The organism is Methylomarinum vadi (genome assembly GCF_000733935.1).
In the GTDB taxonomy this organism is placed as follows: Bacteria; Pseudomonadota; Gammaproteobacteria; order Methylococcales; family Methylomonadaceae; genus Methylomarinum; species Methylomarinum vadi.
Window position 1 is genome coordinate 1,050,490 of the sequence record NZ_JPON01000001.1, and the last position, 24,923, is coordinate 1,075,412.

A 24,923-nucleotide genomic window follows, 5' to 3' on the forward strand; every position below is an offset into this window, starting at 1 on the left:
CCTCGTCGAACTGTCAATCGTTACTCTGTCAGATAACTGCGCCCTTTCCAACGCGACCTTTCACCACGCCAATAACGAATGGCGGAAGTCCACGTCATCATTAAATATAAACACGCCACCGCCGGCATTAGCAATGCCCACAGCGGATTAAACGAATAAAAACGCAGGGTCGGCCAAACCATCAACATCATCAAAAACAAGGAAAACAAATTCAACACCAGCGCTTCCCCGGAAAAATAAAACAAAGCTAGCAATGGCCACCAGTACAACAACAGCATCAGGAAGGTGCAGGCCAGCAACAGCAACAGCGAATAATTCAGTTGCGTATAAGCGGTCCGGGCCACCATTTGCCAAATTTCCGCCAAATTTCCGTAGGGGCGTTGACTGATTACGCCGTGAGTCAAGCCGATCCAAGTATTATACCCTGAATTTTTAATGGTTTTCGCCAACGTGCAATCATCGATCACGGCATCCCGAATCGACGCCATTCCACCGATTTTTCTTAACGCCTCGGTCTCGACTAGAATACAACCGCCAGCGGCGGCGGCCATTTTCGATGAGGGCTCATTTGCCAACGCAAACGGATAAATCATCTTAAAAAAGTAGATAAAAGCCGGCATCAACACTTTTTCCCAAAAAGAATCGAAGCGCAGCACCGCCATCAACGATATGAATTGCACATCGCCGGCCAGGTATTTTTGCTTCAAACCCTTAATCATTCCGGGACGCAAGGCAATATCGGCATCCAGCAATAACGTCAATCCGGTCTCGACATGACTCAAACCTTGCTCCTGGGCCCATAATTTGCCGGTCCACCCTGCCGGGAGCGGGGCGGACTCGATCACCTTCAGGCCAGCCAGGCCGGAGGCTCTGGCAATATCCGCCGTACCGTCGCTAGATTCGTCATCGACAACGATGACCTTAAGCCCCCGCCCTTGTTGTTTCAGTGACGCCAAGGTTTCGGCAATGACTCCGGCTTCATCCCGGGCCGGTATCACGACGGTGATATCGCTCAAATCGTAATCCTCGTCAAAATCCTCGGGTTGCAGCACCTCCCGGGAACGCCAGGGCTGCCATGGCAGTAATAAAGTAATCCCCCAAATCAGCACAGCCAATGCCGATAAATAAAAACCTAATTCAACCATCAGGACTCAATCTTGACTGGAATATCTTTAATCGAAGCTTTAGTTTGCGCAAATTCCGGTGTTTTTTCCGGTACCATGGCTCCTTCCGTTTTAGGACCTCGAATTTTTGCCCAAAACGCTTTCAGCGGATGCGCCATCGTATCCTCGACCGCGGTAGCTTCGTATCCGCAATGCGCCATACAGTTGGCGCATTTGGGATTTTTCACGCTACCATACTTATCCCAAGGCGTGTCGTCCAACAATTCCTGAAAGCTTGAGGCATAGCCTTCATCGGCCAATAGATAACATGGCTTTTGCCAACCGAATACATTGCGGGTCGGATTGCCCCAAGGCGTGCAGTCATAATTTTGATTTCCAGCCAAAAAATCCAAATAAAGGGAAGAGTGGTTCAATTTCCATTTGCGTTTTTTACCGATCCTGAAAATACCGCGAAACAGTTCTTTCGTCTCCTTGCCCTTGATAAACACATCCTGTCTTGGAGCGTGCTCGTAACTGAAACCCGGCGCGATGGTCACTCCTTCGACACCCAATTCCATTGCATAATCTAAAAATTCGGCCACTTCCTCGGAAGTCTCTCCCTGAAACAGCGTACAGTTGACGGTAACGCGAAAACCTTTATCCAAGGCAAGCTTGATCGCCTCTACCGCTTGATCGAAAACCCCTTCCTGGCACACCGAAGCATCGTGGCGCTCGCGATTTCCATCGAGATGAATGGAAAACGTCAAGTAGGGCGAAGGCTTGTAGTCCTTAATCCGTTTTTTCAACAATAAGGCGTTGGTGCAAAGATAGACAAATTTCTTCCTGGCAATAATCCCTTCGACAATTTGCGGCATTTCCTTATGAATTAGAGGCTCGCCCCCCGGAATCGAAACCATCGGAGCGTCGCATTCATCGACCGCATCCAAACATTCCTGTGCCGACAACCTTTTATTGAGGATTTCATCCGGATAATCGATCTTTCCGCAGCCGGCACAGGCTAGATTGCATCGAAACAACGGTTCCAACATTAAAACCAGAGGATATTTTTTAACCCCTTTCAGTTTTTGCTTGATTAAATAACTACCTACCGTTAATTGCTGACGTAAAGGAACACTCACAAGCTTACTCCTCAAAAACCATAAAAAAACAGCGAAATGGCATTGTTGCTTGATTGCAACAACGAAGAAATAGTCGCTGAAAACCCGCCAACCGACCATAACCCTATAATATTTAATAGATTTATTCAGACATGAAACATGCCGGCCGATTGCATTTATGGCAGAGAATACACTTTTTTCGGCGCCGACTCCAGAAAAAAAAGGAAAAAATACAACATCCGACCCGCATACTTACCTAATCAGCGACAATTTTAGCTAAAATACAACAGAACTAACCCTGCCCAACAATCATAAGATTGAATCCACAACAATCCTCGCATCGGGCCCTATGTGTAAATGACAGAAATCTGTAAAAAGACTACACGGATTGTCGTCCAATAAATTTTGCCTTAAAACAACATTGCTTTGCAAAATACCAACAAACAGTCTATCATTTAGTCCAACCATGTGTAATGTAATCGCGAAGCAAATACCAATGAACGGACCTCAGATTTCCATTGAAAAACCGGAAACACTGCTGCCTCTGGCCGACGACGAGTTGCAAGCCATTTTATTGGAAGGCGTATCCCGCACTTTCGCCTTGACCATTCCGCAACTTCCAAGCAGTCTTTATCCGGCGGTCGCCAATGCCTATTTGTTATGCCGCATCGTCGACACCATAGAAGACGAGGTTTCCTTAAGCGCCGAGCAAAAAAAATATTTTTGCCGGCAATTTATCGAGATCGTTAAAAGCGGAAAAAATTCCCGGCAATTCGCCGACGAGTTATCTCCATTGCTGTCCGAACAAACCATTCCCGCCGAACACAGTCTGATTCGCCTGACCCCCAGGGTTATCGACATCACGCATTCGTTCGACCAAGAACAAATCGATGCGTTGGCCGAGTGTGTCGAAACCATGGCCAACGGCATGCCGATATTTCAGGCGCAGGATCTGCACGCGGGCCTGAAAACGATGGCCGACATGGACCGCTATTGCTATTACGTGGCCGGCTGCGTCGGCGAGATGTTGGCTCGATTGTTCTGCCATTATTCGCCCGAGATCAACCAACACCGGGAGAAATTGCTGAAACTGTCGGTTTCCTTCGGCCAAGGCTTACAGATGACCAATATCCTCAAGGACATCTGGGACGACGCCAAACGCGGCGTGTGCTGGCTGCCGCAGGATATTTTCAGCGAAACCGGGTTCGACCTCGGCACGCTGACTCCGGAAACCAATGACGAACATTTCCGCCAGGGTCTCGAACATTTAATCAGCATCGCCCACGGCCATCTCCATAACGCCTTGATTTACACCCAGTTGATTCCCTCCCATGAAACGGGTATCCGGAACTTCTGTCTTTGGGCGCTGGGCATGGCCGTGTTGACCTTGAAAAAAATCAAGGAAAACCTGGACTTTAACGATTCCAGCCAGGTGAAAATAACCCGCAAGAGCGTTAAAGCCACTATTTTTGCAACCAAACTGGCTGTGCGCAGCAACACTTTGTTGTCTTTGCTTTTTACTATTACCAGCCGAAAACTGAAAACACCCGATTGGCAGTATTCTCCACAATTGCCCGCAGGACAATAAGAAGGAAGCATTATGTTTACAGAAGCCGAAGTAGAAATTAGCAACGAAACATCAAGCAGCTCCGCTTCATCAGGCATCAATCGCAGCGCGCTTGAACAGGCCATTGAAAAGGCACAGGACCATCTGCTGAAACTACAAGACAAGGAAGGCTATTGGTTGTTCGAACTGGAAGCCGACTGCACCATCCCGGCCGAGTACATCATGATGATGCATTACCTGGGTGAGATCGACGAAGCACTGCAAGCCAAAATTGCCGTTTATTTACGCAGCCGCCAATCCGAGGACGGCAGCTATCCGTTATTCACCGGCGGAGATGGCGATCTGAGTTGCAGCATCAAGGTCTATTACGCGCTGAAAATGGCCGGCGACTCGGTCGAAGCGCCGCACATGAAAAAATTGCGAGACTACATACTCAGCCAAGGCGGCGCGGCCAAGGCCAATGTATTTACCCGTATCGCCCTAGCCATGTTCGAGCAACTGCCCTGGCGCGGGGTACCCTATATTCCGGTGGAAATCATGCTGCTGCCGAAGTGGTTCCCGTTTCATCTGGACAAGGTTTCCTATTGGTCGCGTACCGTGATGGTGCCGCTGTTTATCCTGTGTACCTTGAAAGCCAAGGCAAAAAACCCGCATAACGTCGGCATCCTGGAACTATTTGTCATCCATCCGGACAAGGAAAAACACTATTTTCCGGAAAGGACCCTGTTGAACAAATTTTTCCTGGGCCTGGACAAGCTTGGCCGCCTTACCCGCCCCCTGATTCCGCGCAGCATGCATGAACGCGCCATACAAAAAGCCTTGGACTGGTTTACCGAGCGCCTCAACGGCGAAGACGGCTTGGGCGGTATATTTCCTGCCATGGTCAATGCCTACGAGGCCATGCTGCTGCTTGGCATGCCCAAGGACCATCCCAATGTCGTCATCGCCCGCAAGTCGATAGATAAACTCCTCGTCGTCAAGGACGACTACGCCTATTGCCAGCCCTGCCTGTCACCGGTCTGGGATACCGGCCTCGCGGCCCTGGCATTGATCGAAGCCGACAAGCACGGTAACAAAGACAGTCTCAATAACGCCTTCGAATGGCTTAAATCGAAACAATTGACCGACGAGCCGGGCGATTGGCAGGTTTCCCGTCCCGGTTTGCCTGGCGGCGGCTGGGCCTTCCAATTCAACAACGCTTATTATCCCGATGTCGACGACACCGCCGTGGTCGCCTTCGGCATGGCCGAATCCGAACTCGCAGACATGGACCAATCGATTCATCAGGCGACCCGCTGGATCGTCGGCATGCAATCGAACAACGGGGGTTACGGCGCCTTCGACGTCGACAACACCTATTATTATCTGAACGAAATTCCGTTTGCCGATCACGGCGCGCTGTTAGACCCGCCTACGGTCGATGTCAGCGCCCGTTGCGCAATGCTGATGGCCCGCGTCGCCAAGGAACACGACGAATATTTGCCGGCGCTGCAACGCACCATCGACTACATCCGTAGCGAACAAGAGAATGACGGTTCCTGGTTCGGCCGCTGGGGCACCAACTACATCTATGGCACCTGGTCGGTCCTGTTGGGCCTGGAACAAACCGACGTCCCCAAAAGCGACCCGATGTACCGCAAGGCGGTCGATTGGCTCAAAAGCGTGCAACGAGAAGACGGCGGTTGGGGCGAGGACAACAAAAGCTACCACGACGAGCACAAATATCGCGGCAAATATCATTTCAGCACGGCATTTCAAACGGCCTGGGCCGTCCTGGGCCTGATCGCGGCCGGCGAAGTGAACAGCAAGGAAGTGAGGGACGGCATTAAGTTCCTGCTGAAAGCTCAGCAAGAAGACGGCGTCTGGGATGACAAATGCTTTACCGCGCCAGGCTTTCCCCGGGTTTTCTATTTGAAATATCATGGCTACGACAAGTTTTTCCCGCTGTGGGCATTGGCCAGATACCGTAACGAGCTGATGAAACAGTGATCACGGGGATCGTCGTTGCCTTACCCGAAGAACTCGCCACCCTGGTTTCCGGTAAAGTCGAAAAAGGCGATGTTGTCGCCTTGACACCCAATACGTTGATCGCCTTTGCCGGAGCGGGTTGCGAAAACGCGGGCCAAGCGTCTGAAGCACTGATCCGCCGTGGCGCAGACCAACTCATTAGTTGGGGCTGCGCCGCGGCTTTGTCGCCCGAGCTGAAACCCGGTGACCTGGTCGTTGCCGATGCTTTCTTATCGCCGCAACGGCCAGCGATTCCAGGCGACAACGAATGGGCCGAACATACCAAGCTGACGCTTACTGATAAAATCACCGTCTATATCGGCAAACTGGTTTCCACCCCCACCATCGTCGCCGACAGTCGAGATAAACAAGCTTTGTATGCGCACACCGCCGCGCTAGCTGTGGATATGGAAAGTTATGCGCTTGCCGCGGCTGCCGACAAGGCCGCCCTCCCCTGCCTGACGATCAGGACGATAGCGGACCCGGCCGACATGAGCTTACCCAACGCGGTCTGCCAAGCATTAAACGATGCCGGAGATATTGAATTACCCGAATTGATAAGCCATGTCCTAAAACATCCGCAAGAGATCCCCGCGCTAATCAAACTAGGTTTGCATTTTTCGGCCGCTAAGAAGACTTTAAAGTATACCAGCCAATACCTTGATAAAATAACGGAATTTTACGCGAACAAAACGGAACACTAACACCATGGCCCGTAACCCATCCGCTTATATCGAATCTTTTTTGTGCTGTTGGAGCAGCAAGGTTTTGCGTTTTCCAATAACGCTGATTTTGCTGACTTGCATTTTGGCGGGATTCAGCCTGTATTACACCATCAACAATCTCGGCGTCAATACCAACACCGCCCAAATGCTGTCGCCGGATCTGCCGTTTCAAGTCAATCGTAAGCGCCTGGAGACCGAATTTCCCCAAGATGCCGGAGCGATCATCCTAGTCGTCGAAGCGGCCACGCCGGAAGAGACGTCGATTGCCGCCAACCAGTTGGAAAATCAACTGCTCGCGCAAAAAGATCATTTCGTATCGGCCTATATTCCGACCGATAACGAATTTTTCCGACGGGAGGCACTGCTTTACCTCGATATCGACGAACTGTACGACCTTTCGGCCAAGCTGACCGACGCCCAGCCGTTCATCGGCTACCTGTCCGAGCATTACAGCCTGCAAGGCTTGCTGGACATTATCCTGAAAGCGCTGGAAAACAAGGACAAAGAGCTGCCGATGGACCTCAACCCACTGCTGCAGGCGATTAACGGCACGGCGGAAAATTTGCTCAGCGGCCACCCCACCAACATGTCGTGGCAAAACCTACTGGCGGCCGGCAAATTGAATACCGACACCAACCGTACCATCGTCATCGCCCGGCCCAAAATGAAATTCGACGAAATTCTGCCGGCCGAACACGCGCTGACCACTGCCCGGAAGATGGTTTCGGCCATCATGGCCGCTAACCCTTCGGTCAAAATTCGCATCACCGGCGAAACCGCGTTGGAACACGAAGAACTGGAGAGCGTAACCCGGGGCGCCGAGATTGCCGGCGTAGTTTCGTTGATATTGGTCAGCGCCTCGCTACTGATCGCCCTGCGCTCCGTCAAACTGTTGCTGTCCACCTTCATCGCGCTGATTCTGGGCTTGATCTTGACCGCGGGCTTCGCCGCCCTCGCGATCGGCCACCTGAATTTGATCTCAATCGCCTTTGCCGTGCTCTATATCGGACTGGGAGTCGATTATGCCATCCACCTCTGCCTGCATTACCGCGAATGCCGGGCGCAAGGCATGGAAAATCTCGCGGCCATCAACCACAGTGTCGCGACGGTCGGCGTTTCCCTCTTCCTGTGCGCCATCACCACCGCGATAGGCTTCCTGGCTTTCATCCCGACCGATTATTCCGGTGTTTCGGAGTTGGGCATCATTTCCGGTGCCGGCATGTTTATCGGCCTGACCATCTCACTAACGGTTTTACCGGCCTTGCTGAAAATCATGCCGATCAACAATGTCAAACCGTTCCATTCCAGGTTCAGGGCGACATTCGTTACCACGATGCCGTTTAAGTACGCTACTCCGATTCGGGTCTTGTCGATCCTGTTCGCGATCATTTCCGCCGCGATATTGACTCAGCTGAAGTTCGACTCAAATCCGATCAACCTGCGCGATCCAAGTAGCGAATCGGTCTCTTCCATCAAGGAACTATTGCGTTCGCAAACCGACTCACCGTTTTCCCTGGCTGCACTAGCTCCCGACTTGAAAAGCGCCGAACAACTGGCGGAAAAATTCCAGGCACTGCCGTCTGTGCATGACACGGTCATTCTGAGCAACCTGGTGGCCGAGAACCAGGAAGAAAAACTCTATATCATCGAAGATCTGGCGATGATCTTGGGCAATCAACTGAACAAATTTGACCATGAACTGACCGATACCAAACCTTTGGCCGCCATTCGCGAATTCGTCTCCGCTGTTGAAAAACACTTGCAACGACAGCCTGACGAACCGAGCAAGGCGGAACTGGAACGCTTACTGCAGAATTTTCGCACACTGAGCCATAGTGAAGACGCCAACGCCAAGGCCCACACACTGGAACGCAATATTTTGCAATTACTGCCCTATACGATGGACCGGCTACGAACCAGTTTGACGGCCCAAGCCTATGGGTTGAATGACCTGCCGGATTATTTATCGGCGCACTGGGTGAGCCCTAGCGGACTATATAAAATATTGATCACGCCGGAGTTTGATCAAAACAAGGTGGAGAACCTGAAACAGTTCGTCACCGAGGTCCAGAGCGTGGACCCCGCCGCCACCGGTTTGCCGGTTGCCGACCAGGCGTCCGGCGTCGCCGTGGTCAAGGCATTTATCGAGGCCTTTAGCGGCGCCTTGATCGCAATTTTTGTCCTGTTATTGTTAATCTTGCGAAACTTTAGGGACACGCTATTGGTCTTAGGTCCGCTGTTGCTGGCCGGGATGCTGACCGGCGCGGCCAATGTCGTACTGGACAATCCGTTCAATTTCGCCAACATCATTGCCCTTCCGCTGTTGATGGGAATGGGGGTCGATAGCGGCATCCACATTTTGCACCGTCTGCAATCGGAACATTTCAGTAGCAATAATATTCTGGAAAGCAGCACGGCACGAGGCGTTTTCTTCAGCTCACTAACCACCCTGTGCAGTTTTTCCAGTCTCGCCTTTACCCCTCATCTAGGCGTCGCCAGTATGGGCCTGTTACTGGCCATAGGGATTACTTTTACATTGCTTTGCACATTAATTGTGTTGCCGGCTTTTTACGGCAAACAAGCTTAATTGATTGAGGTTTATTCATGACTTTCAGTATCGCCAATCTTTTTTCTGAACATTTCGACAAGAAATTCGATTTGCACGAACAGCATTTAAACAATCAGATGGTCCGGGTCTTGCGCACTATCGGCTACGACCGTAATTATAAACGCGCCGTAGGGCAATATTTGTACGACGAAGAAGGCCGCGAATACCTCGATTTATTGAGCGGTTTCGGCGCCTTTGCCATCGGACGCAACCATCCGACGGTGATCGGCGCCTTGCAGGAAACGCTGACGCTGGAATTGCCCAATCTGGTACAAATGGACGTCTCCTTGCTCAGCGGTTTGCTGGCCGAGAAAATTCTGCAAACGACGCCGGACAACCTGACGAAGATGTTCTTCTGTAACTCCGGTACCGAATCGGTGGAGGCGGCGATCAAGTTTTCCCGTTACGTTACCAAACGGGAAAAAATCGTCTTTTGCGACCACAGCTTTCACGGTCTGACGATGGGATCGCTGTCGTTGAACGGCGAGCAAATCTTCCGCGAAGGCTTCGGTCCGCTGCTGCCGGGCTGCCACTCGGTGCCATTTAACGACCTGGAAGCGCTGGAGAAAGCATTAAGCGGCAAGGACGTCGCCGCCTTCATCGTCGAACCGGTGCAAGGCAAAGGCGTCAACGTGCCGAACGATGATTACCTGCCGGAGGTCGAACGCCTGTGTAAAAAATACGGCACGCTGTTTGTCGCCGACGAGGTGCAAACCGGCCTGGGCCGTACCGGTAAATTCTGGGCCATCGAGCATTGGGGTGTGAAACCGGACATGATCTGCATGGCCAAAGCGCTGTCCGGCGGTTTCATTCCGGTCGGCGCAGTGGCGATGACGCAAAAAATCATGGATACCGTCTTCAACCGCATGGACCGTGCCGTCGTACACGGTTCCACCTTCTCCAAGAACAACATGGCGATGGCGGCTGGCCTGGCGACCCTGCAGGTCATGGAGGATGAAAAACTGGTCGAAAACAGCGCAAAGGTCGGCGAAGACATTATCCGAACCATAAATGCCACGGCATCCAAATACGAATTCCTGAAAGAGGCGCGCGGCAAGGGCATGATGATCGCGGTCGAATTCGAATCGCCGAAAAGCCTGTCGTTGAAAGCAGCTTGGACCATGCTGGAAGCGGCCAATAAAGGCTTGTTCTGCCAAATGGTGACGATCCCTCTGTTCAAGGAACACCGTATTCTGACTCAAGTGGCCGGGCATGGCATGAACGTCGTCAAACTACTGCCGCCACTAAACCTGACGCAAAAGGACCGCGACTGGATCGTCAACTCGTTCGACCAGGCGATCGCCGACACGCACCAGGTGCCCGGCTCGATCTGGGATTTGGGTAAAACCCTGGCTGGCCATGCCATGAAAAACAAAAAGAAATAATACACGCGAATCACTACTAACGAACGATTGGGGAAAATTATGTTACATAAGCTAGCGCTTTATTTCAGATTGCTCGCCGTCGCGGCATTAATTTTGTTACCTATTGAACAGGTTGCTGCTCACGCAGTGGTCACCCACTCCTCCCTGAGTGTGGATAAAATTGCGCCCAACAAGGCGACGCAAGTCAGCCTGACCTTCAATTCCAAGGTTGAACTTGATCTGTCGCAGATTTTCCTGGTCAGCGCCGGCGATAAGATGCAATTGGTCAACGCCAGCCATAGTAACCATCCCGGCACGGTGCTTATCGACCTACCGCCGCTCGTCCCCGGCGAGTACGCCTTGAAACTGAGTATCTTTGCTGCCGATGGCCATTTGAGCGAGGATATCGTGCGGTTTCACGTGACCGCGGGGACCGAGTAAACGCTATGGAAGGAATTGCTGATTTTCTCGATTCCCTGATAGGCGGCGTCGACCTGACCTTTTATTCTCTGGCGGTAGGCGGATTATTCTGGGGCTTCGTCATTCTACGACCTTGGGATCCCAAGGTGGCGTACACTAATAAATTGCTGGAAAAAAGCGTCCATTTAACTTTTGTTGGCGCGTATACATTGGTTATCACCCAAGTGGCGAAAATCATATTGAAAATATGGCTGATGACGGCGACCCTGGATCGTTGGCCTTTTCCGGCTTTCGCCAATACCGTTCAATTCCAGGCCGGCCTGGTGCGCGCGTTTTTCGGCGTCGCCTTGGCTGTTTACATTCATAAACGGCTGCGTCATGATTTTCGTTCGAAACAATGCTGGGAAAACGCGATATTGCTGGCCTTGCCGATGATCATATCGGGTGCCTGGCTGGTTCATGGCGCCAGCAGACTGGAGGATCGCGGCATACTGATGATGTTTACCGTCTTCCATCAGGTTTCCGCTGCGGTATGGATAGGCAGCGTCTTTCAATTGCTCAATGTCTGGCGCTTGAAAAAACAAGGCCGGATTAACGAGGAATTATGGCCCGCCCTGCTGTGGCGTTTTTCCCCGATGGGGATCGTCGCAGTATTGGCCCTGTTGGTATCGGGCATACCGATCGCATTGCACTACATCGATAGTTGGAACGGTTTCATCGGTACCGGCTACGGCAACTTGCTGCTGGTCAAGATACTGATGCTGTTCATCGCCTTGGGGTTCGCCGCAATGAACCGGCGTGCCGTGCATGACTATTTTCTGACTTCCAACAGCCATGACATCAATCGCCGGGTTCCCTACTATATCGAAGCCGAATTACTGATTTTGATCACGCTGCTGTTCACCGCGGCCAGCCTGGCTTCTCAGCCGCCCGCGATCGATATCCCACACCTGACTGCGACCTGGCAGGAAGTATTGAATACTTTCGCCCCGCGCATTCCGCGAATCACATCGCCCAGCCACGAAGATTTATTGGCCGGCGAGGCCGGCCGGGTGGCGATCGTCGGCCAGGTACCATCTGAAGCGGCGACCGCCTGGTCGGACTATAACCACAATGTTTCCGGTATTTTCCTGACGGTCATGAGCGTGTTCGCCATGCTGTCCTATTACCGCAGATTTCATTGGGCCAAATACTGGCCGATCGGTTTCGTCTTGCTGGGCATTTTTCTGTTCTTCCGCAGCGATGCCGAGACCTGGCCATTGGGTCCTATCGGTTTCTGGGAAAGCACCTTCAACAACGGCGAGGTATTGCAACACCGCATCGCCACCCTGCTGGTATTCATGCTCGGCGTCATGGAAATGAAGGCGCGGCTGACCCAAGACCCGGACAGCAAACTCCCCTATGTGTTTCCGGTACTCGCGGCGTTCGGCGGATTGATGTTGTTGGCGCACTCCCATGTCGGCTTCCAGCCGAAAACCGCCTTCTTGATCCAAGTCGGCCATACGTTGATGGGACTGTTCGCATTGATACTGGCCTGCGGTCGCTGGCTGGAATTGAAATTGGATTCGCCGGGCAAGGACATTGCCGGTTTTATTTCGGTATTCGCCCTCTTCCAGATAGGCATCATTTTGATGTTCTATCGTGAACCCTTGTATTGATTATGAATGTGACTCAAGACTATCCGTTGCTGAAGGACATCAACCTGCCGTCCGATCTGCGCCAGCTGGACAAGAAGCAACTGCCGCAAGTCGCCAAGGAACTGCGCGAGTTTCTGACCCAGACCGTCAGTATTTCCGGCGGCCATTTCTCCGCCGGCCTCGGCACGGTGGAACTGACCGTGGCGCTGCATTACGTCTTCAACACGCCCGAGGATCAGTTGGTCTGGGATGTCGGCCACCAGGCCTATCCGCATAAGATCCTGACCGGGCGCAAGGACAGGATGCCGACCATTCGCACCTACGGCGGCGTGTCGGCCTTCCCGAAACGGGCGGAGAGCGAGTACGACGCCTTCGGCGTCGGCCACTCCAGCACGTCGATCAGCGCGGCCCTGGGCATGGCGATCGCGTCGCAGTTGCGCGGCGAACACAAGAAAATGGTGGCGATCATCGGCGACGGCAGCATCACCGGCGGCATGGCCTACGAGGCGATGAACCATGCCGGCGACGTCAACGCCGATTTGTTGGTGATCCTGAACGACAACGATATGTCGATCTCGCCCAATGTCGGGGCGATGAACAATTACCTGACCAAGGTGTTGTCGAGCAAGCTGTATTCGTCGGTGCGCGAGGAAAGCAAGAAGGTGTTGAGCGGCATGCCCAGCGTCTGGGAATTGGCGCGCAAGACCGAGGAACACGTCAAGGGCATGATCGTGCCGGGCACCTTGTTCGAGGAGCTGGGTTTCAATTATATCGGCCCGATCGACGGCCACGACGTGGACATGCTGGTATCGACGCTGGAAAATATCAAGGACCTGAAGGGCCCGGTGTTTCTCCATGTCGTGACCAAGAAAGGCAAGGGTTATGCGCCGGCCGAGAAGGACCCCCTGGCCTATCACGGCGTGCCGGCCTTCAACCCGTGCAAGGATTCGCTGCCGAAGGCGGCGCCGTCGCCGCATCCGACCTATACCCAGGTGTTCGGCAGTTGGCTGTGCGACATGGCCGAACAGGACGAGCGCCTGCTCGGCATCACCCCGGCGATGCGGGAAGGCTCCGGCCTGGTCGAGTTCTCGCAGCGCTTTCCGAAACGCTATTTCGATGTCGCCATCGCCGAGCAGCACGCGGTGACCTTGGCCGCCGGCCAGGCCTGCCAGGGCGCCAAGCCGGTGGTGGCGATCTATTCGACCTTCCTGCAGCGGGCCTACGACCAGTTGATCCACGATGTCGCGCTGCAAAACCTGGATGTGTTGTTCGCTCTGGACCGCGCCGGCCTGGTCGGCCCGGACGGCCCGACCCATGCCGGCAGTTTCGATCTCAGTTATCTGCGCTGTATCCCCAACATGGTGGTGATGGCGCCGGCCGACGAAAACGAATGCCGGCAAATGCTGACCACCGGCTACCACTATGAAGGCCCGGCGGCGGTGCGCTATCCGCGCGGCAAGGGCCCAGGCGCCGCCATCGAGTGCAACCTCGACGGCGTGGAAATCGGCAAGGGCGAGATCCGCCATCAGGGCGGGCGCATCGCCATCCTGGCCTGGGGCGCGCCGTTTAGCGCCGCACTGGAAGCCGGCAAGCAATTGGGGGCGACCGTCGCCAACATGCGCTTCGTCAAACCGCTCGACCAGGACCTGATCCTGGACTTGGCCAAAAGCCACGATGTCATCGTGACCGTGGAAGAGAACGTCGTCGCCGGCGGCGCCGGCAGCGCGGTCAACGAATTCCTGCACGCGCAACGCATCCTGTTGCCGGTGTTGAACATCGGCCTGCCGGACGAATACGTCGAACAAGGAAGCCGCGAGGAATTGCTCGGCCTGGTCGGGCTCGATGTGAAGGGCATCCTGGCCCGAATCGAGGCGTTTTGCGCCTAGAGTAGGAGATGGGTAGAGCAAAGCTGTCTGTGTCCTGCGGGTAAAACCCATCGCATAGGGTCGACAGTCATCCGCATCAAGCAGGAGCCTTGGAACCACGCCATTCCCGGATTCCGCTACGCTGCACCGAGGCTACGAACTGCCGCATTGGTAAAACCGAAGAGAGTCTCGCCGTGGGGATTTACCCACTGATAAATTATAATGGTTATTTACAATCCACAGGTTACCTGTGTCAGAGGCTGTAGCTGTTAGATTTACAAGATTGTCGACAGCAAGGGAGGTATTTACGCCGTATATTGAAAGGCAAACAGGTAACAACCTACAGTAAGTTCATAGGCATTTAAATTATTGCACCACTCCTCCGCCCCACCATTGACGGCCGGCGCAGTGACGACCAACACATCCCATCTACGATTACGATGCAACAAGCACAAAAAAGGGCGTAAGCACGCCCTTTTAGCAATCAACGTAGCGCTGTGGTTTATTTAACGCTGTTAGCGATCTCGTTAAACGCCTCGACCCGTTGTTTGCCGGTATTCACCAAATCTACGCCGGTGTCGATGATCATTTGCACCAGACCAGGGGTTTTATAGACGATCATCCCCATATAACCGACCACAGGAATAGCGACAATCGCGCCGAACAAAGTACCGATACCGATGACATTCAGTAACTTGGTTAACAACACGACCAGATCCAAAGGAACCAGAATCATGGCGCCAAAATAAGTCAGTACCATGAAAGTGAATAAGGTGAATACCACGAATTGCAGCAACCTTACCAACGCGACGTTAATTTTATTCATATGTGTTTTTCCCGAATTGATGAAATGAAACCTGTCAGACTTCCAACCGATCGATGTCAGCATCGACTGTATCAGCCGTCAAAATCAACCGCGCATTATAAAACAAAACCCTGCTCATTTCTTTACTTTTCATGAGCCGAAACTAGCCCGCACTATATCAGAAAAGGCTAATACTAAACAACCACCCGCTCAAGCGGGTGGGTTCCAATAACGGACTGAAAGTCCGGATACGCGTCGACTAAACGACGCGTCTTAGTCGGGCTCCATCTTGAAATTATCGTTTGGATTAGGTTCAAAGTGATGCTCCAAATATTGCTTTATCATCTCATCAGTCATTTGCCCCACTGTGGCGCAAAAATAACCGCGGGCTCAAAAATGTCGACCCCAATATCGCTTTTTCAAGTGCGGGAACTCTTCGAACAGATAGCTCGAAGTTCGTCCCTTGATTCGCCTCATGATTTCGCTTGGGGCCATAGTCGGCGGCGCACTCACCAAAATGTGCACATGATCTTTGCTCACGACACCTTTGATAATCCGTATCTCAAAGGCTTCGCATGTCTGCCGCACCAAGTCTCTCACTCGTTCGGCTATTTCATCCTTCAGCACTTTATAACGATACTTCGTAACCCAAACAAAATGATACTCAATTTGGTAAACCGTATGGCTGCCGTATCTATAGTCCATCGCCACCTCCTTGGGCAAATTATCGCAGCTAAAGCTGACCGGCTAAAGCCGGTGGTTTAAACCTTATGATGGATAATTAAGGCAAAACGGTCGCTAAGGACACTTCGTGAAAAAATGCCCCGGGACATCGCTGCTTAAATCGACTTTTTTAATGGAGCAAGTGTTGCAGGGTCAGCAATTGGGTCTCGCCATTGGATCCATCGACCCCATCGTTGTCGTTAACGACCAATATATCACCGTGTTCATTGACCGTCATACCTTCGATTTTTTCCAAGACCATGCCGCCACTGGCTTTTAGGGTGGGCAGCAAATCCGCCAGCAAGGTTTTCTGAACGACGGGAAAAAATGGCGCATGCTCCTCTGTTAACGCGCTCAGCCCGGCAATCGTGAATCGATAGATGCGCTTGATGCGGGCATCGTTATTAGCCTGGTTATCGCGCTCGATAACGGCGAATTCCTGATCACCCAAGGCGATGATTTCGGATAACCCTACCCAGCCGCCATTCGCTGAATCCGCTTTATCCAACGGGTAATAGTAAAATGACCATTCCGCGTTGGCTACGTCATAACGGCCGACCCGAACATGTCCGCTCCTATCACCCAACCATTCCCGCTGGAAGGCGACAAAGAGCACTTCGTTATCACTCTTACCGACGGATGCGACACCCTGCAACCCGAAATGCTTTTGTTTGACATCGGTTGCGCCGGGCAATAGCACGACTCGGTCAATATCGCCGAAGCGATCGACATGTACCAATAGATTTTTACGGGTGATGGACTTCTTTTCATCCCCTGGCGAGCCCGCCCCCTCGGAAGCGATCCAGAAGCCCCCATTGGCGCTGCTACTGATTCCCTCGCCATCGAGATTGACGGTGCCGTCGGCATTGACCAGATCCGGAGCGACCTCGGCCAATCTGCCCCGGCTGTCGGTCAGGACGATTTCCGCTTGAATCACCGCCGGATGACGACTGGTGTTCAGTTTATAAATACGGCTTTGCCGAAAAAAGCCGTCATGAATGGCATAAGCAATATGTTCATCGTATAAATCCATGCTCAAACCGGACAATGCCCCCCACGGAATCGGGGTGCCGTCATTCCGATTCGCCGACTCCACGGTGGGATAACCGGCCGGTTTGTCTTGTAACCGGTATAGCGTCAGCACCGAACGAATGCCTTTTTTACGATCATCCACTTCACCCGCGGCCACCAAGAGATTGCGGCCCGGTATTGCTTTGATTCCTTCCGGCGCGACGCCAGCCGGCAACGTCTGCATTAATCTGAAAGAACGACCGCCGTTGTTCACGCGATAAACAAAAATGAGATTGGCCCGCTCCGAGGCGATAAACAAAAAGGTGTCTTTGCCGTAGCGGCCGACATCGACATTTTCCGGTTCATTCCCCTTATTTCCGGAACGCTTGTCGGGATAATGCCCCAAGCGTACCGCTTGATGATCTAAGGCATTTCCGGCGGTGAAAACAACCCGGCCATGATGGTCGAAAACGGTAAAATCGCGGCTACCGCCATCCAGATCGCCTTCATTAGCCGTCACAAACAACTCAGTATTGAGCCACGCCACGCCATCCGGTTCACGCGCCCGTTGCGACTGCCTGTCGGTCAACCGAATGAAGGCCGTGCTTTCTTCCCGAGTGTCGATAGCAGACAAATCGACGGTCCCGGCACTAAAATGATCGATAATACGGCCGCTCGCTACATCGACCAGCGCCAGATAATTGTTTTCCTGAAACGTCACCACGGCGACATTGTCATCATTAATGTCGACATATTCCGGCTCGGCATCGCTGGGGTAAGGGTAGGCAATCCCCGTCAACCCGACCTGACGCATTCGCCACTTAGCCGGTTCATCATCGATATCGACGATAACCAAAAAACCGCTTGGCCTTTGCGGCAACTTCCCACCATTGAAAGCTTCGTCACGCTCGTTTTCAATGACGATGGCGGCATATTTTCCATCCGGACTGATGGCGATTGCATCCGGTTGACCGCCCAGATCGAAACTTTGAATAACGGTTTGTTGCGCAATATCGATCACGCGCAGCAAGCCGCTCGGATTGTCGAAATCGCCCGACGTATTGATCACTGCCAGAGCATAGTTTCCAGCCACGGCAACCGACGTCGGCTCACCCTCGACTTCAAGACTACCGAGCGGTTGCGGATGATCAGGATCGTGAATGTCGACAAAGCCGATTTTACCGCCGGCTCCGTCAGTATAAATCAGAATATTGCCGTCCTTACTGACATCGACGATCTCGGAGACGCTTTGCTGGTCGATACTCGCATTAAGATAGACCGGAAAGGAGGCAATCCGGTTAAAAAACCTGCCTGGCTCGTGGTGCTGCCGCGGCGAGCGGCCATCGCCGGCATAAGCGTTAAAGGCGATAAACCATAACCCAATCAAGCAAATGAACACGCGAAGATAGGGATAATGATTGAGGGTTTTAACCATGCGGACGTCGTCAAAAAAGGAAACGACGCACTATAAAGAAGAAATGTTGCAGAATTATGACAATTCGGTAAAAACAAATTGGCTTCAGCTCCGATATCCTACCGCAATGTTTATGAAAAAATGACAGCCAAGGCAAATTTCTACATTGACGCCTGGTTTATGCAGAGTTTCTGAAAAATTTTTAATGCCGCGCCTTTGAATGCATACAACCACACTAATGTCAATATTATTATGAAAAACAGATTATCAACTTATCTCCCTAACCTTTTATTCGAACAACAGATATTCGCCGTTTGGCCATATTTCCTTATGTTTCACAGCGTCTTTAAACCCTATTTGGAATAATCCAATACCCGCACCACATCTCGATTACAGGCCGTTAGCCGATGCTGTTTTAAATTGCATGATTGGGTTTTTTTATGATTAAATGTCCGGCACTCATTTAATCATTTACGGTGTAATGATGCAGGATTATCATCTTCAAAAAAACGTTGTGGCAAAGATTTTGGCCGAGCATGAATCGATGCCGGGAAATCTGCTACCCGTCCTTCATGGCATTCAGGATGCGTTGGGTTACATTCCAACCGAAGCGGTCGCCGATATTGCCGATGCATTGAACCAGTCGATTGCCGAGATTCATGGCGTCATCAGTTTTTATCATTATTTCAGACAAACCCCTCCCGGTAAAAACACCATTCGCGTGTGCCGAGCCGAATCCTGTCAAGCCATGAATGGAAAGACATTGGAAGAACACGCCAAGAAGCAACTAAATGTCGATTGGCATGGAACCAGCGCCGACGGTGAATTTTCCCTGGAACCGGTATTTTGTCTCGGCAACTGCGCCTGCTCCCCATCCATGACCGTCAATAACGAAGTCTACGGTCGTGTTACGCCGGAACGTTTCGATGAAATCATCGCCAATTACAGAGGTGCCGTAGAATGACACGAGTTTTTATTTCCCGCGATTCAACTGTCTTGTCCTTAGGCGCCAATCAGGTCGCCTCAGCCTTGCAGCAAGCTTGTGAAAGCGGAGGACTGAACGTCGAAATCGTTCGCAATGGCTCGCGGGGATTGTTTTGGCTCGAGCCCTTGGTCGAGGTCGAGACAACGGCAGGGCGAGTCGCTTATGGGCCAGTACAAAGCCAGGATATCCCCGCCTTACTCGAAGCAGGCATGCTGGAAGGCAAGGAACATCCTTTATACCTCGGCAACATCGAAGAACTGCCTTATTTCAAGGACCAAAACCGTCTGACCTTTGCCCGCGTCGGCATTACCGACCCGGTTTCGCTGGATGATTATCTGGCCCATGAAGGTTATCGGGGCCTGCGCAATGCCCTCGATATGTCTCCGCAAGATATCGTCCAGCAAGTCACCGATTCCGGCCTGCGCGGACGCGGCGGCGCGGCCTTTCCCACCGGGATCAAATGGAACACGGTCCTGAACGCCCCAGCCGAACAAAAATACATCGTCTGCAACGCCGACGAAGGCGATTCCGGAACCTTCTCCGACCGCATGGTCATGGAAGGCGACCCGTTCGTATTGATCGAAGGCATGACCATCGCCGGGCTCGCGGTCGGCGCCACCCAGGGCTATATCTATCTGCGCGTCGAATACCCGCATGCCGGCGCGGCGTTGAACGAGGCAATCGAAAAAGCCTATGCCAACGGCTATCTGGGCGACGACATCCTCGGCAGTGGCAAATCCTTTCATTTGGAAGTTCGCCTGGGTGCCGGCGCCTATATTTGCGGCGAGGAAACTTCCTTGCTGGAAAGCCTGGAAGGCAAACGCGGCTTGGTCAGATTCAAACCGCCACTGCCGGCCATTGTTGGCTTGTTCGGCAAACCGACTATCGTCAACAACGTCATTTCGTTGGCTTCGGTGCCCATCATTCTGGATAAGGGCGGCGAGTATTACCGCGATTATGGCATGGGGCGTTCGCGCGGCACGTTACCATTGCAATTGGCCGGCAACATTAAATACCCGGGATTATTCGAAGCGGCTTTTGGTCTAACCTTGCGCGAAATCCTTTATGATTACGGCGGCGGTTCCGCCAGTGGTCGTCCGATTCGCGCCGTTCAAGTGGGCGGACCGCTGGGGGCCTATGTGCCGGAATCACAATTCGACACTCCGCTCGATTACGAGGCTTTCAGCGCGATTTCCGCGGTAGTCGGCCATGGCGGCATCGTCGTCCACGACGACACGGTCGATATGGCCGAGATGGCCCGTTATGCAATGGAATTCTGCGTCGAGGAATCCTGCGGCAAATGCACGCCGTGCCGGATTGGTTCGACCCGAGGCGTCGAGGTTATCGACCGTATCGTGGAAGGTAGGCAAAAAGACATGAACACTCAACTGTTGCGCGATTTGTGCGACACGATGATTAACGGTTCATTGTGCGCGATGGGCGGCATGACGCCGTTTCCGGTACTCAGCGCCTTGAATCATTTTCCCGAAGATTTCGGCCTCGACAAGGCCAGCGATGCAGCCTAGCAGTCAGCCAGGAGATTACTCATGAGCATGAATAAAGAAACAGATTACGGCACTCCGGCCAGTTCCTCCACCAATCAAGTTACTTTGGAGATCGATGGCCGCACAGTTACTGTCGCCGAAGGCACTTCGGTCATGCGCGCGGCGGCCGAGGCCGGCATCAGCATCCCCAAACTTTGCGCCACCGACAGCTTGGACCCATTCGGCTCGTGCCGCATGTGCCTGGTGCAAATCGAAGGCGCGCGCGGTTACCCGGCCTCTTGCACCACCCCGGTGGCCGAAGGCATGAAGGTCTGTACCCAGAATGACAAATTGGCCGATATCCGTCGCGGCGTCGCCGAATTGTATATTTCCGATCATCCGCTGGATTGCTTGACTTGCTCGGCCAACGGCAACTGCGAACTGCAGGATACCGTCGGCCAGGTCGGCCTGCGCGAAGTTCGTTACGGCTATGAAGGCGACAACCATTTGTCCGCCACCAAGGATACCAGCAACCCGTATTTCAGTTTCGACCCTTCCAAGTGTATTGTCTGTTCACGTTGCGTCAGAGCTTGCGAAGAAACCCAAGGCACCTTTGCCCTGACCATCGACGGCCGCGGCTTCGAATCGAAAGTGGCCTCCGGGCAAAACCAAGATTTTCTGGATTCGGAATGCGTTTCCTGCGGCGCCTGCGTCCAGGCTTGCCCAACCGCGACGCTGATGGAAAATTCGGTGATTCAGCACGGCCAGCCTGATGAAAGCATCATCACTACTTGCGCCTATTGCGGGGTTGGTTGTTCCTTCCGCGCCGAGATGAAAGGCGAGCAAGTCGTGCGCATGGTTCCTGACAAAAACGGCCAGGCCAACCATGGCCATTCCTGCGTCAAGGGTCGTTTCGCCTTCGGTTATGCGACGCATAAAGACCGGATCACTAAACCGATGATTCGGGAAAAAATCACCGACGCCTGGCAAGAAGTCACCTGGGAAGAGGCCATTCGATTCGCGGCCGACAAACTGAAAGGCCTGCAACAAAAATACGGCCGCGACTCCATCGGCGGCATCACCTCGTCGCGCTGCACCAACGAAGAGACTTACCTGGTGCAAAAACTGGTTCGCGCCGGTTTCGGCAACAACAACGTCGACACTTGCGCCCGGGTCTGTCATTCGCCTACCGGTTACGGCCTGAAGAACACCTTCGGCGAATCCTCCGGCACCCAGAATTTCGACTCGATCCGCAAATCCGACGTCATCATGGTCATCGGCGCCAACCCGACCGACGGCCATCCGGTATTCGGTTCGATGATGAAGCGGCGCATTAGAGAAGGCGCGAAACTGATTGTCGTCGACCCGCGCAACATCAACCTGGTCAAATCGCCGCACGTCAAAGCGAATTATCATTTAAAACTGCGTCCCGGCACTAATGTCGCGTTGGTGACGGCACTGGCCCACGTCATCGTCACCGAAGGTCTGACCGACGAACGCTTCATTGACGAGCGCTGCGATATCGAGTCCTATCAAAAATGGAAAACTTTCGTCGCTCAGGAGGAAAACTCGCCGGAAGCAATGGCAGAAGTCACCGGTGTGCCGGCCGAAACTATCCGCGCCGCTGCCCGACTCTACGCCACCGGCGGCAATGGCGCGATTTACTACGGCCTGGGCGTGACCGAGCACAGCCAGGGTTCGACCACCGTCATCGGCATCGCCAACCTGGCCATGGCCACCGGCAACATCGGCCGCGAAGGCGTCGGCGTCAATCCGCTGCGCGGTCAAAACAACGTCCAGGGCTCTTGCGACATGGGTTCGTTCCCACACGAATTCGTCGGTTACCGCCATGTCTCCGACGTGGAAACCCGCACCCTGTTCGAGAATGCCTGGAATGTCGAATTGCAGGCCGAGCCCGGCCTACGGATTCCGAACATGTTCGGCGCGGCGATCGATGGCAGCTTTAAAGGCTTGTACGTCCAAGGTGAAGACATCGCGCAGTCCGATCCCGACATCAAGCATGTGCATCATGCCCTGCGTGAAATGGAGTGCATCATCGTCCAGGATTTGTTCCTGAACGAAACAGCCAAGTTCGCCCACGTATTCCTGCCGGGGTCGTCCTTCCTGGAGAAAAACGGCACCTTCACCAATGCCGAGCGCCGTATCTCGCCGGTACGCAAGGTCATGACGCCATTGGGCGGCAAGGAAGACTGGGAAGTGACCCAAGACTTAGCCAATGCCATTGGTTTCCCGATGAACTACTCTCATCCGTCGGAAATCATGGACGAAATTGCCCGTTTGACCCCGCAATTTGCCGGCGTCAGCTACGAAAAAATCGAACGCATGGGCAGCATTCAATGGCCATGCAACGACGAAACGCCGGACGGCACCCCCACCATGCACGCCGATCATTTCATCCGCGGCAAGGGGCGTTTCATGTTGACCCAATATATCCCGACCGAGGAGCGAACCAGCCGCAAGTTCCCGCTGATTCTGACGACCGGCCGTATCTTGTCGCAATACAATGTCGGCGCGCAAACCCGCCGCACCGATAACGTGGTCTGGCACGAAGAGGATCGCCTGGAAATCCATCCGCATGATGCCGAACAACTGGGCATCGCCGACGGCGATTGGGTTGGCGTCAAGAGCCGTTCCGGCGAAACGGTATTGCGGGCTTTGATTACGGACCGGGTCCAACCGGGCGTGGTCTACACGACCTTCCACTTCCCGCATTCCGGGGCCAACGTCATCACCACGGACAATTCCGATTGGGCGACCAACTGTCCGGAATACAAGGTCACCGCGGTGCATGTCGCGAAGGTCAGCCATCCTTCGGAATGGCAGGAAGAATACCGTAGTTTCAGCGAACAACAGCAATCATTGCTGGAGAATCGCATAGCGGCCCACGAGCACGATTAACGCCATGGACGACATCGCGGCTGAATTAGGCTGGCCCAGTTATCGGCAAGGATCGGTGGACAGTTGGCAAGGCGCCAACCATGTCCGCAAGGAAGACTACGTCGCCGAAGAAGTACCGATTGTACTGGTCTACAATAATCAGCCGCATGTCGTGATGCTGACGACGCCTCTGGACTTGGAGGATTTCGCCCTTGGTTTCAGTCTTACCGAGGGCATTATTCGGCATCCGTCGGAACTGCTGTCGATTCATGTGGTGCAGCGCGCCAAAGGCATCGAGGTTAGAATGCGGCTCCCTGAAAATCGTTTCAGCTGTATTCTGGATAAAGGCCGCAACATGACCGGCCGCACCGGCTGCGGTTTGTGCGGGGCCACCACATTGGAACAGGCCATCAGGCAACCACCTCCGGTGGGCCGGGGCCTGACCGTAGATGCCGAGCAAATAATGTCCGCGCTTGCGGCCATGAGGAAACAGCAATCGCTGAACCAACTGACCGGTTCGGTGCATGCGGCGGCTTGGTTGAGACCGGGTCAAGGAATTGCCGTGTTAAGAGAAGATATCGGCCGCCATAATGCTCTGGACAAGTTGATCGGTACGTTAGCCAAAACCAAGCAGACCTTCGATCAAGGTTGTTTATTGATTACCAGCCGGGCCAGTTATGAAATGGTACAAAAAGCGGCAAGCGTCGGCATTACCGTAATGGCGGCGATTTCCGCGCCGACCGGCTTGGCGATCAAATTGGCCGAAGAATGCGGTTTAACCCTCGTCGGATTTGCCCGCAATGACAATCATGTCATCTATACACACCCCTATCGTATTCAACATTATCAGACTATCGCTTCATAAACACACTCTATGGACAATCAAAATCTGGTCAAAATGGCCAATAATATCGGTGCTTTTTTTCAATCGGAACCTGACAGAGATGTCGCCATCGCCGGCATCGAACAACATCTGAAAAATTTCTGGGAACCGCGCATGCGGAACCAGATTATCGACTATCTGCAACAGGGCGGAAACGATCTGATGGATATCGTCGCCGAAGCCGTCCGCAGACTAGGTAAATAAACAGAAATCTATTTAGCATCGGGTTAAGCGCGTGCTTTTCGCGCTTAACCCGATTGACTCTGTCATTACTAACGGGTAAACAATCCTTGTTTTCCACGCTGT

The 24,923-nt window shown here is 53.1% G+C and carries 17 protein-coding genes and 1 pseudogene; 13 read left to right on the forward strand and 5 right to left on the reverse strand.

Translation table 11 applies throughout. The annotated features are described in order from the left end of the window. Window positions 1-20: 20 nt before the first annotated feature. Together EP25_RS0105350 and hpnH are read right to left on the reverse strand one after the other, a co-directional pair. Window positions 21-1,145 carry a glycosyltransferase gene (locus EP25_RS0105350; protein ID WP_031432939.1) on the reverse strand — a complete coding sequence of 375 codons (1,125 nt, stop codon included), beginning with the start codon at window positions 1,143-1,145 and terminating at the stop codon, window positions 21-23. Next, on the reverse strand, window positions 1,145-2,242 hold the full coding sequence (gene hpnH, locus EP25_RS0105355; protein ID WP_031432940.1) for an adenosyl-hopene transferase HpnH: 1,098 nt from the start codon (window positions 2,240-2,242) through the stop codon (window positions 1,145-1,147). The genes EP25_RS0105350 and hpnH overlap by 1 nt, the downstream gene beginning before the upstream one ends. A 475-nt stretch (window positions 2,243-2,717) precedes the next feature. Here hpnH and EP25_RS0105360 point away from each other — a divergent pair, with 475 nt between their 5' ends. From EP25_RS0105360 to dxs, 8 genes are read left to right on the forward strand one after another with little or no spacing between them, the layout of a single operon-like run. Beyond that, window positions 2,718-3,809 carry a phytoene/squalene synthase family protein gene (locus tag EP25_RS0105360; RefSeq protein ID WP_031432941.1) on the forward strand — a complete coding sequence of 364 codons (1,092 nt, stop codon included), beginning with the start codon at window positions 2,718-2,720 and terminating at the stop codon, window positions 3,807-3,809. Window positions 3,810-3,821: 12 nt separating this feature from the next. After that, a complete protein-coding gene (gene shc, locus EP25_RS0105365) occupies window positions 3,822-5,777 on the forward strand; it encodes a squalene--hopene cyclase (protein ID WP_031432942.1) in 1,956 nt (651 codons plus the stop codon). After that, window positions 5,774-6,499 (forward strand): phosphorylase family protein, encoded by a 726-nt coding sequence (locus EP25_RS0105370; RefSeq protein WP_031432943.1) that lies wholly within the window; start codon window positions 5,774-5,776, stop codon window positions 6,497-6,499. Before shc ends, EP25_RS0105370 begins: the two co-directional genes overlap by 4 nt. 4 nt (window positions 6,500-6,503) lie before the next feature. Then, window positions 6,504-9,107, forward strand: a complete 2,604-nt coding sequence (locus EP25_RS0105375; protein ID WP_031432944.1) for an MMPL family transporter — start codon at window positions 6,504-6,506, stop codon at window positions 9,105-9,107. A 17-nt stretch (window positions 9,108-9,124) separates the two neighbouring features. Next, window positions 9,125-10,513, forward strand: a complete 1,389-nt coding sequence (locus EP25_RS0105380) for an aspartate aminotransferase family protein (RefSeq protein WP_031432945.1) — start codon at window positions 9,125-9,127, stop codon at window positions 10,511-10,513. A 39-nt stretch (window positions 10,514-10,552) separates the two neighbouring features. After that, window positions 10,553-10,933 carry a copper resistance CopC family protein gene (locus EP25_RS0105385; RefSeq protein WP_051906404.1) on the forward strand — a complete coding sequence of 127 codons (381 nt, stop codon included), beginning with the start codon at window positions 10,553-10,555 and terminating at the stop codon, window positions 10,931-10,933. 5 nt (window positions 10,934-10,938) lie between these two features. Then, on the forward strand, window positions 10,939-12,570 hold the full coding sequence (locus EP25_RS0105390) for a copper resistance D family protein (protein ID WP_031432947.1): 1,632 nt from the start codon (window positions 10,939-10,941) through the stop codon (window positions 12,568-12,570). 2 nt (window positions 12,571-12,572) lie between these two features. Then, on the forward strand, window positions 12,573-14,435 hold the full coding sequence (dxs, locus tag EP25_RS0105395) for a 1-deoxy-D-xylulose-5-phosphate synthase (protein WP_031432948.1): 1,863 nt from the start codon (window positions 12,573-12,575) through the stop codon (window positions 14,433-14,435). 481 nt (window positions 14,436-14,916) lie between these two features. On the opposite strand, the gene EP25_RS0105400 is transcribed toward dxs, so the two are convergent. From EP25_RS0105400 to EP25_RS0105420, 3 genes and pseudogenes are all read right to left on the reverse strand, one after another. Continuing rightward, window positions 14,917-15,240 carry a hypothetical protein gene (locus EP25_RS0105400; RefSeq protein ID WP_031432949.1) on the reverse strand — a complete coding sequence of 108 codons (324 nt, stop codon included), beginning with the start codon at window positions 15,238-15,240 and terminating at the stop codon, window positions 14,917-14,919. 252 nt (window positions 15,241-15,492) lie between these two features. After that, a pseudogene (tnpA, locus tag EP25_RS0105415) lies at window positions 15,493-15,924 on the reverse strand (IS200/IS605 family transposase). 148 nt (window positions 15,925-16,072) lie between these two features. Continuing rightward, window positions 16,073-18,388, reverse strand: coding sequence for an esterase-like activity of phytase family protein (locus tag EP25_RS0105420; protein WP_051906405.1), 2,316 nt, complete (start codon window positions 18,386-18,388; stop codon window positions 16,073-16,075). 463 nt (window positions 18,389-18,851) lie between these two features. On the opposite strand from EP25_RS0105420, the gene EP25_RS0105430 reads away from it, so the two are divergent. Genes EP25_RS0105430 through EP25_RS0105450 form a run of 5 tightly spaced genes read left to right on the forward strand, consistent with a single transcriptional unit; the run spans window position 18,852 to window position 24,821 of the window. Further along, a complete protein-coding gene (locus tag EP25_RS0105430; RefSeq protein ID WP_031432951.1) occupies window positions 18,852-19,331 on the forward strand; it encodes a formate dehydrogenase subunit gamma in 480 nt (159 codons plus the stop codon). After that, entirely contained in the window at window positions 19,328-20,878 is a 1,551-nt protein-coding gene (locus tag EP25_RS0105435; protein WP_031432952.1) for a formate dehydrogenase beta subunit, read from the forward strand. The genes EP25_RS0105430 and EP25_RS0105435 overlap by 4 nt, the downstream gene beginning before the upstream one ends. A 21-nt stretch (window positions 20,879-20,899) precedes the next feature. After that, entirely contained in the window at window positions 20,900-23,755 is a 2,856-nt protein-coding gene (gene fdhF / locus EP25_RS0105440) for a formate dehydrogenase subunit alpha (protein WP_031432953.1), read from the forward strand. A 4-nt stretch (window positions 23,756-23,759) separates the two neighbouring features. Then, window positions 23,760-24,599, forward strand: coding sequence for a formate dehydrogenase accessory sulfurtransferase FdhD (gene fdhD, locus EP25_RS0105445; RefSeq protein WP_031432954.1), 840 nt, complete (start codon window positions 23,760-23,762; stop codon window positions 24,597-24,599). Window positions 24,600-24,608: 9 nt separating this feature from the next. Beyond that, a complete protein-coding gene (locus EP25_RS0105450; RefSeq protein ID WP_031432955.1) occupies window positions 24,609-24,821 on the forward strand; it encodes a formate dehydrogenase subunit delta in 213 nt (70 codons plus the stop codon). The last annotated feature ends 102 nt before the right edge of the window (window positions 24,822-24,923 follow it).

Bases quoted from the DNA above. Each gene is read 5' to 3' on its own strand.
- EP25_RS0105350 (WP_031432939.1), bottom strand. From the start codon at position 1,145: ATGGTTGAATTAGGTTTTTATTTATCGGCATTGGCTGTGCTGATTTGG.
- EP25_RS0105360 (WP_031432941.1), top strand. From the start codon at position 2,718: ATGAACGGACCTCAGATTTCCATTGAAAAACCGGAAACACTGCTGCCT.
- shc (WP_031432942.1), top strand. From the start codon at position 3,822: ATGTTTACAGAAGCCGAAGTAGAAATTAGCAACGAAACATCAAGCAGC.
- EP25_RS0105375 (WP_031432944.1), top strand. From the start codon at position 6,504: ATGGCCCGTAACCCATCCGCTTATATCGAATCTTTTTTGTGCTGTTGG.
- EP25_RS0105380 (WP_031432945.1), top strand. From the start codon at position 9,125: ATGACTTTCAGTATCGCCAATCTTTTTTCTGAACATTTCGACAAGAAA.
- EP25_RS0105385 (WP_051906404.1), top strand. From the start codon at position 10,553: ATGTTACATAAGCTAGCGCTTTATTTCAGATTGCTCGCCGTCGCGGCA.
- EP25_RS0105390 (WP_031432947.1), top strand. From the start codon at position 10,939: ATGGAAGGAATTGCTGATTTTCTCGATTCCCTGATAGGCGGCGTCGAC.
- dxs (WP_031432948.1), top strand. From the start codon at position 12,573: ATGAATGTGACTCAAGACTATCCGTTGCTGAAGGACATCAACCTGCCG.
- EP25_RS0105400 (WP_031432949.1), bottom strand. From the start codon at position 15,240: ATGAATAAAATTAACGTCGCGTTGGTAAGGTTGCTGCAATTCGTGGTA.
- EP25_RS0105420 (WP_051906405.1), bottom strand. From the start codon at position 18,388: ATGGTTAAAACCCTCAATCATTATCCCTATCTTCGCGTGTTCATTTGC.
- EP25_RS0105430 (WP_031432951.1), top strand. From the start codon at position 18,852: ATGCAGGATTATCATCTTCAAAAAAACGTTGTGGCAAAGATTTTGGCC.
- EP25_RS0105435 (WP_031432952.1), top strand. From the start codon at position 19,328: ATGACACGAGTTTTTATTTCCCGCGATTCAACTGTCTTGTCCTTAGGC.
- fdhF (WP_031432953.1), top strand. From the start codon at position 20,900: ATGAGCATGAATAAAGAAACAGATTACGGCACTCCGGCCAGTTCCTCC.
- fdhD (WP_031432954.1), top strand. From the start codon at position 23,760: ATGGACGACATCGCGGCTGAATTAGGCTGGCCCAGTTATCGGCAAGGA.
- EP25_RS0105450 (WP_031432955.1), top strand. From the start codon at position 24,609: ATGGACAATCAAAATCTGGTCAAAATGGCCAATAATATCGGTGCTTTT.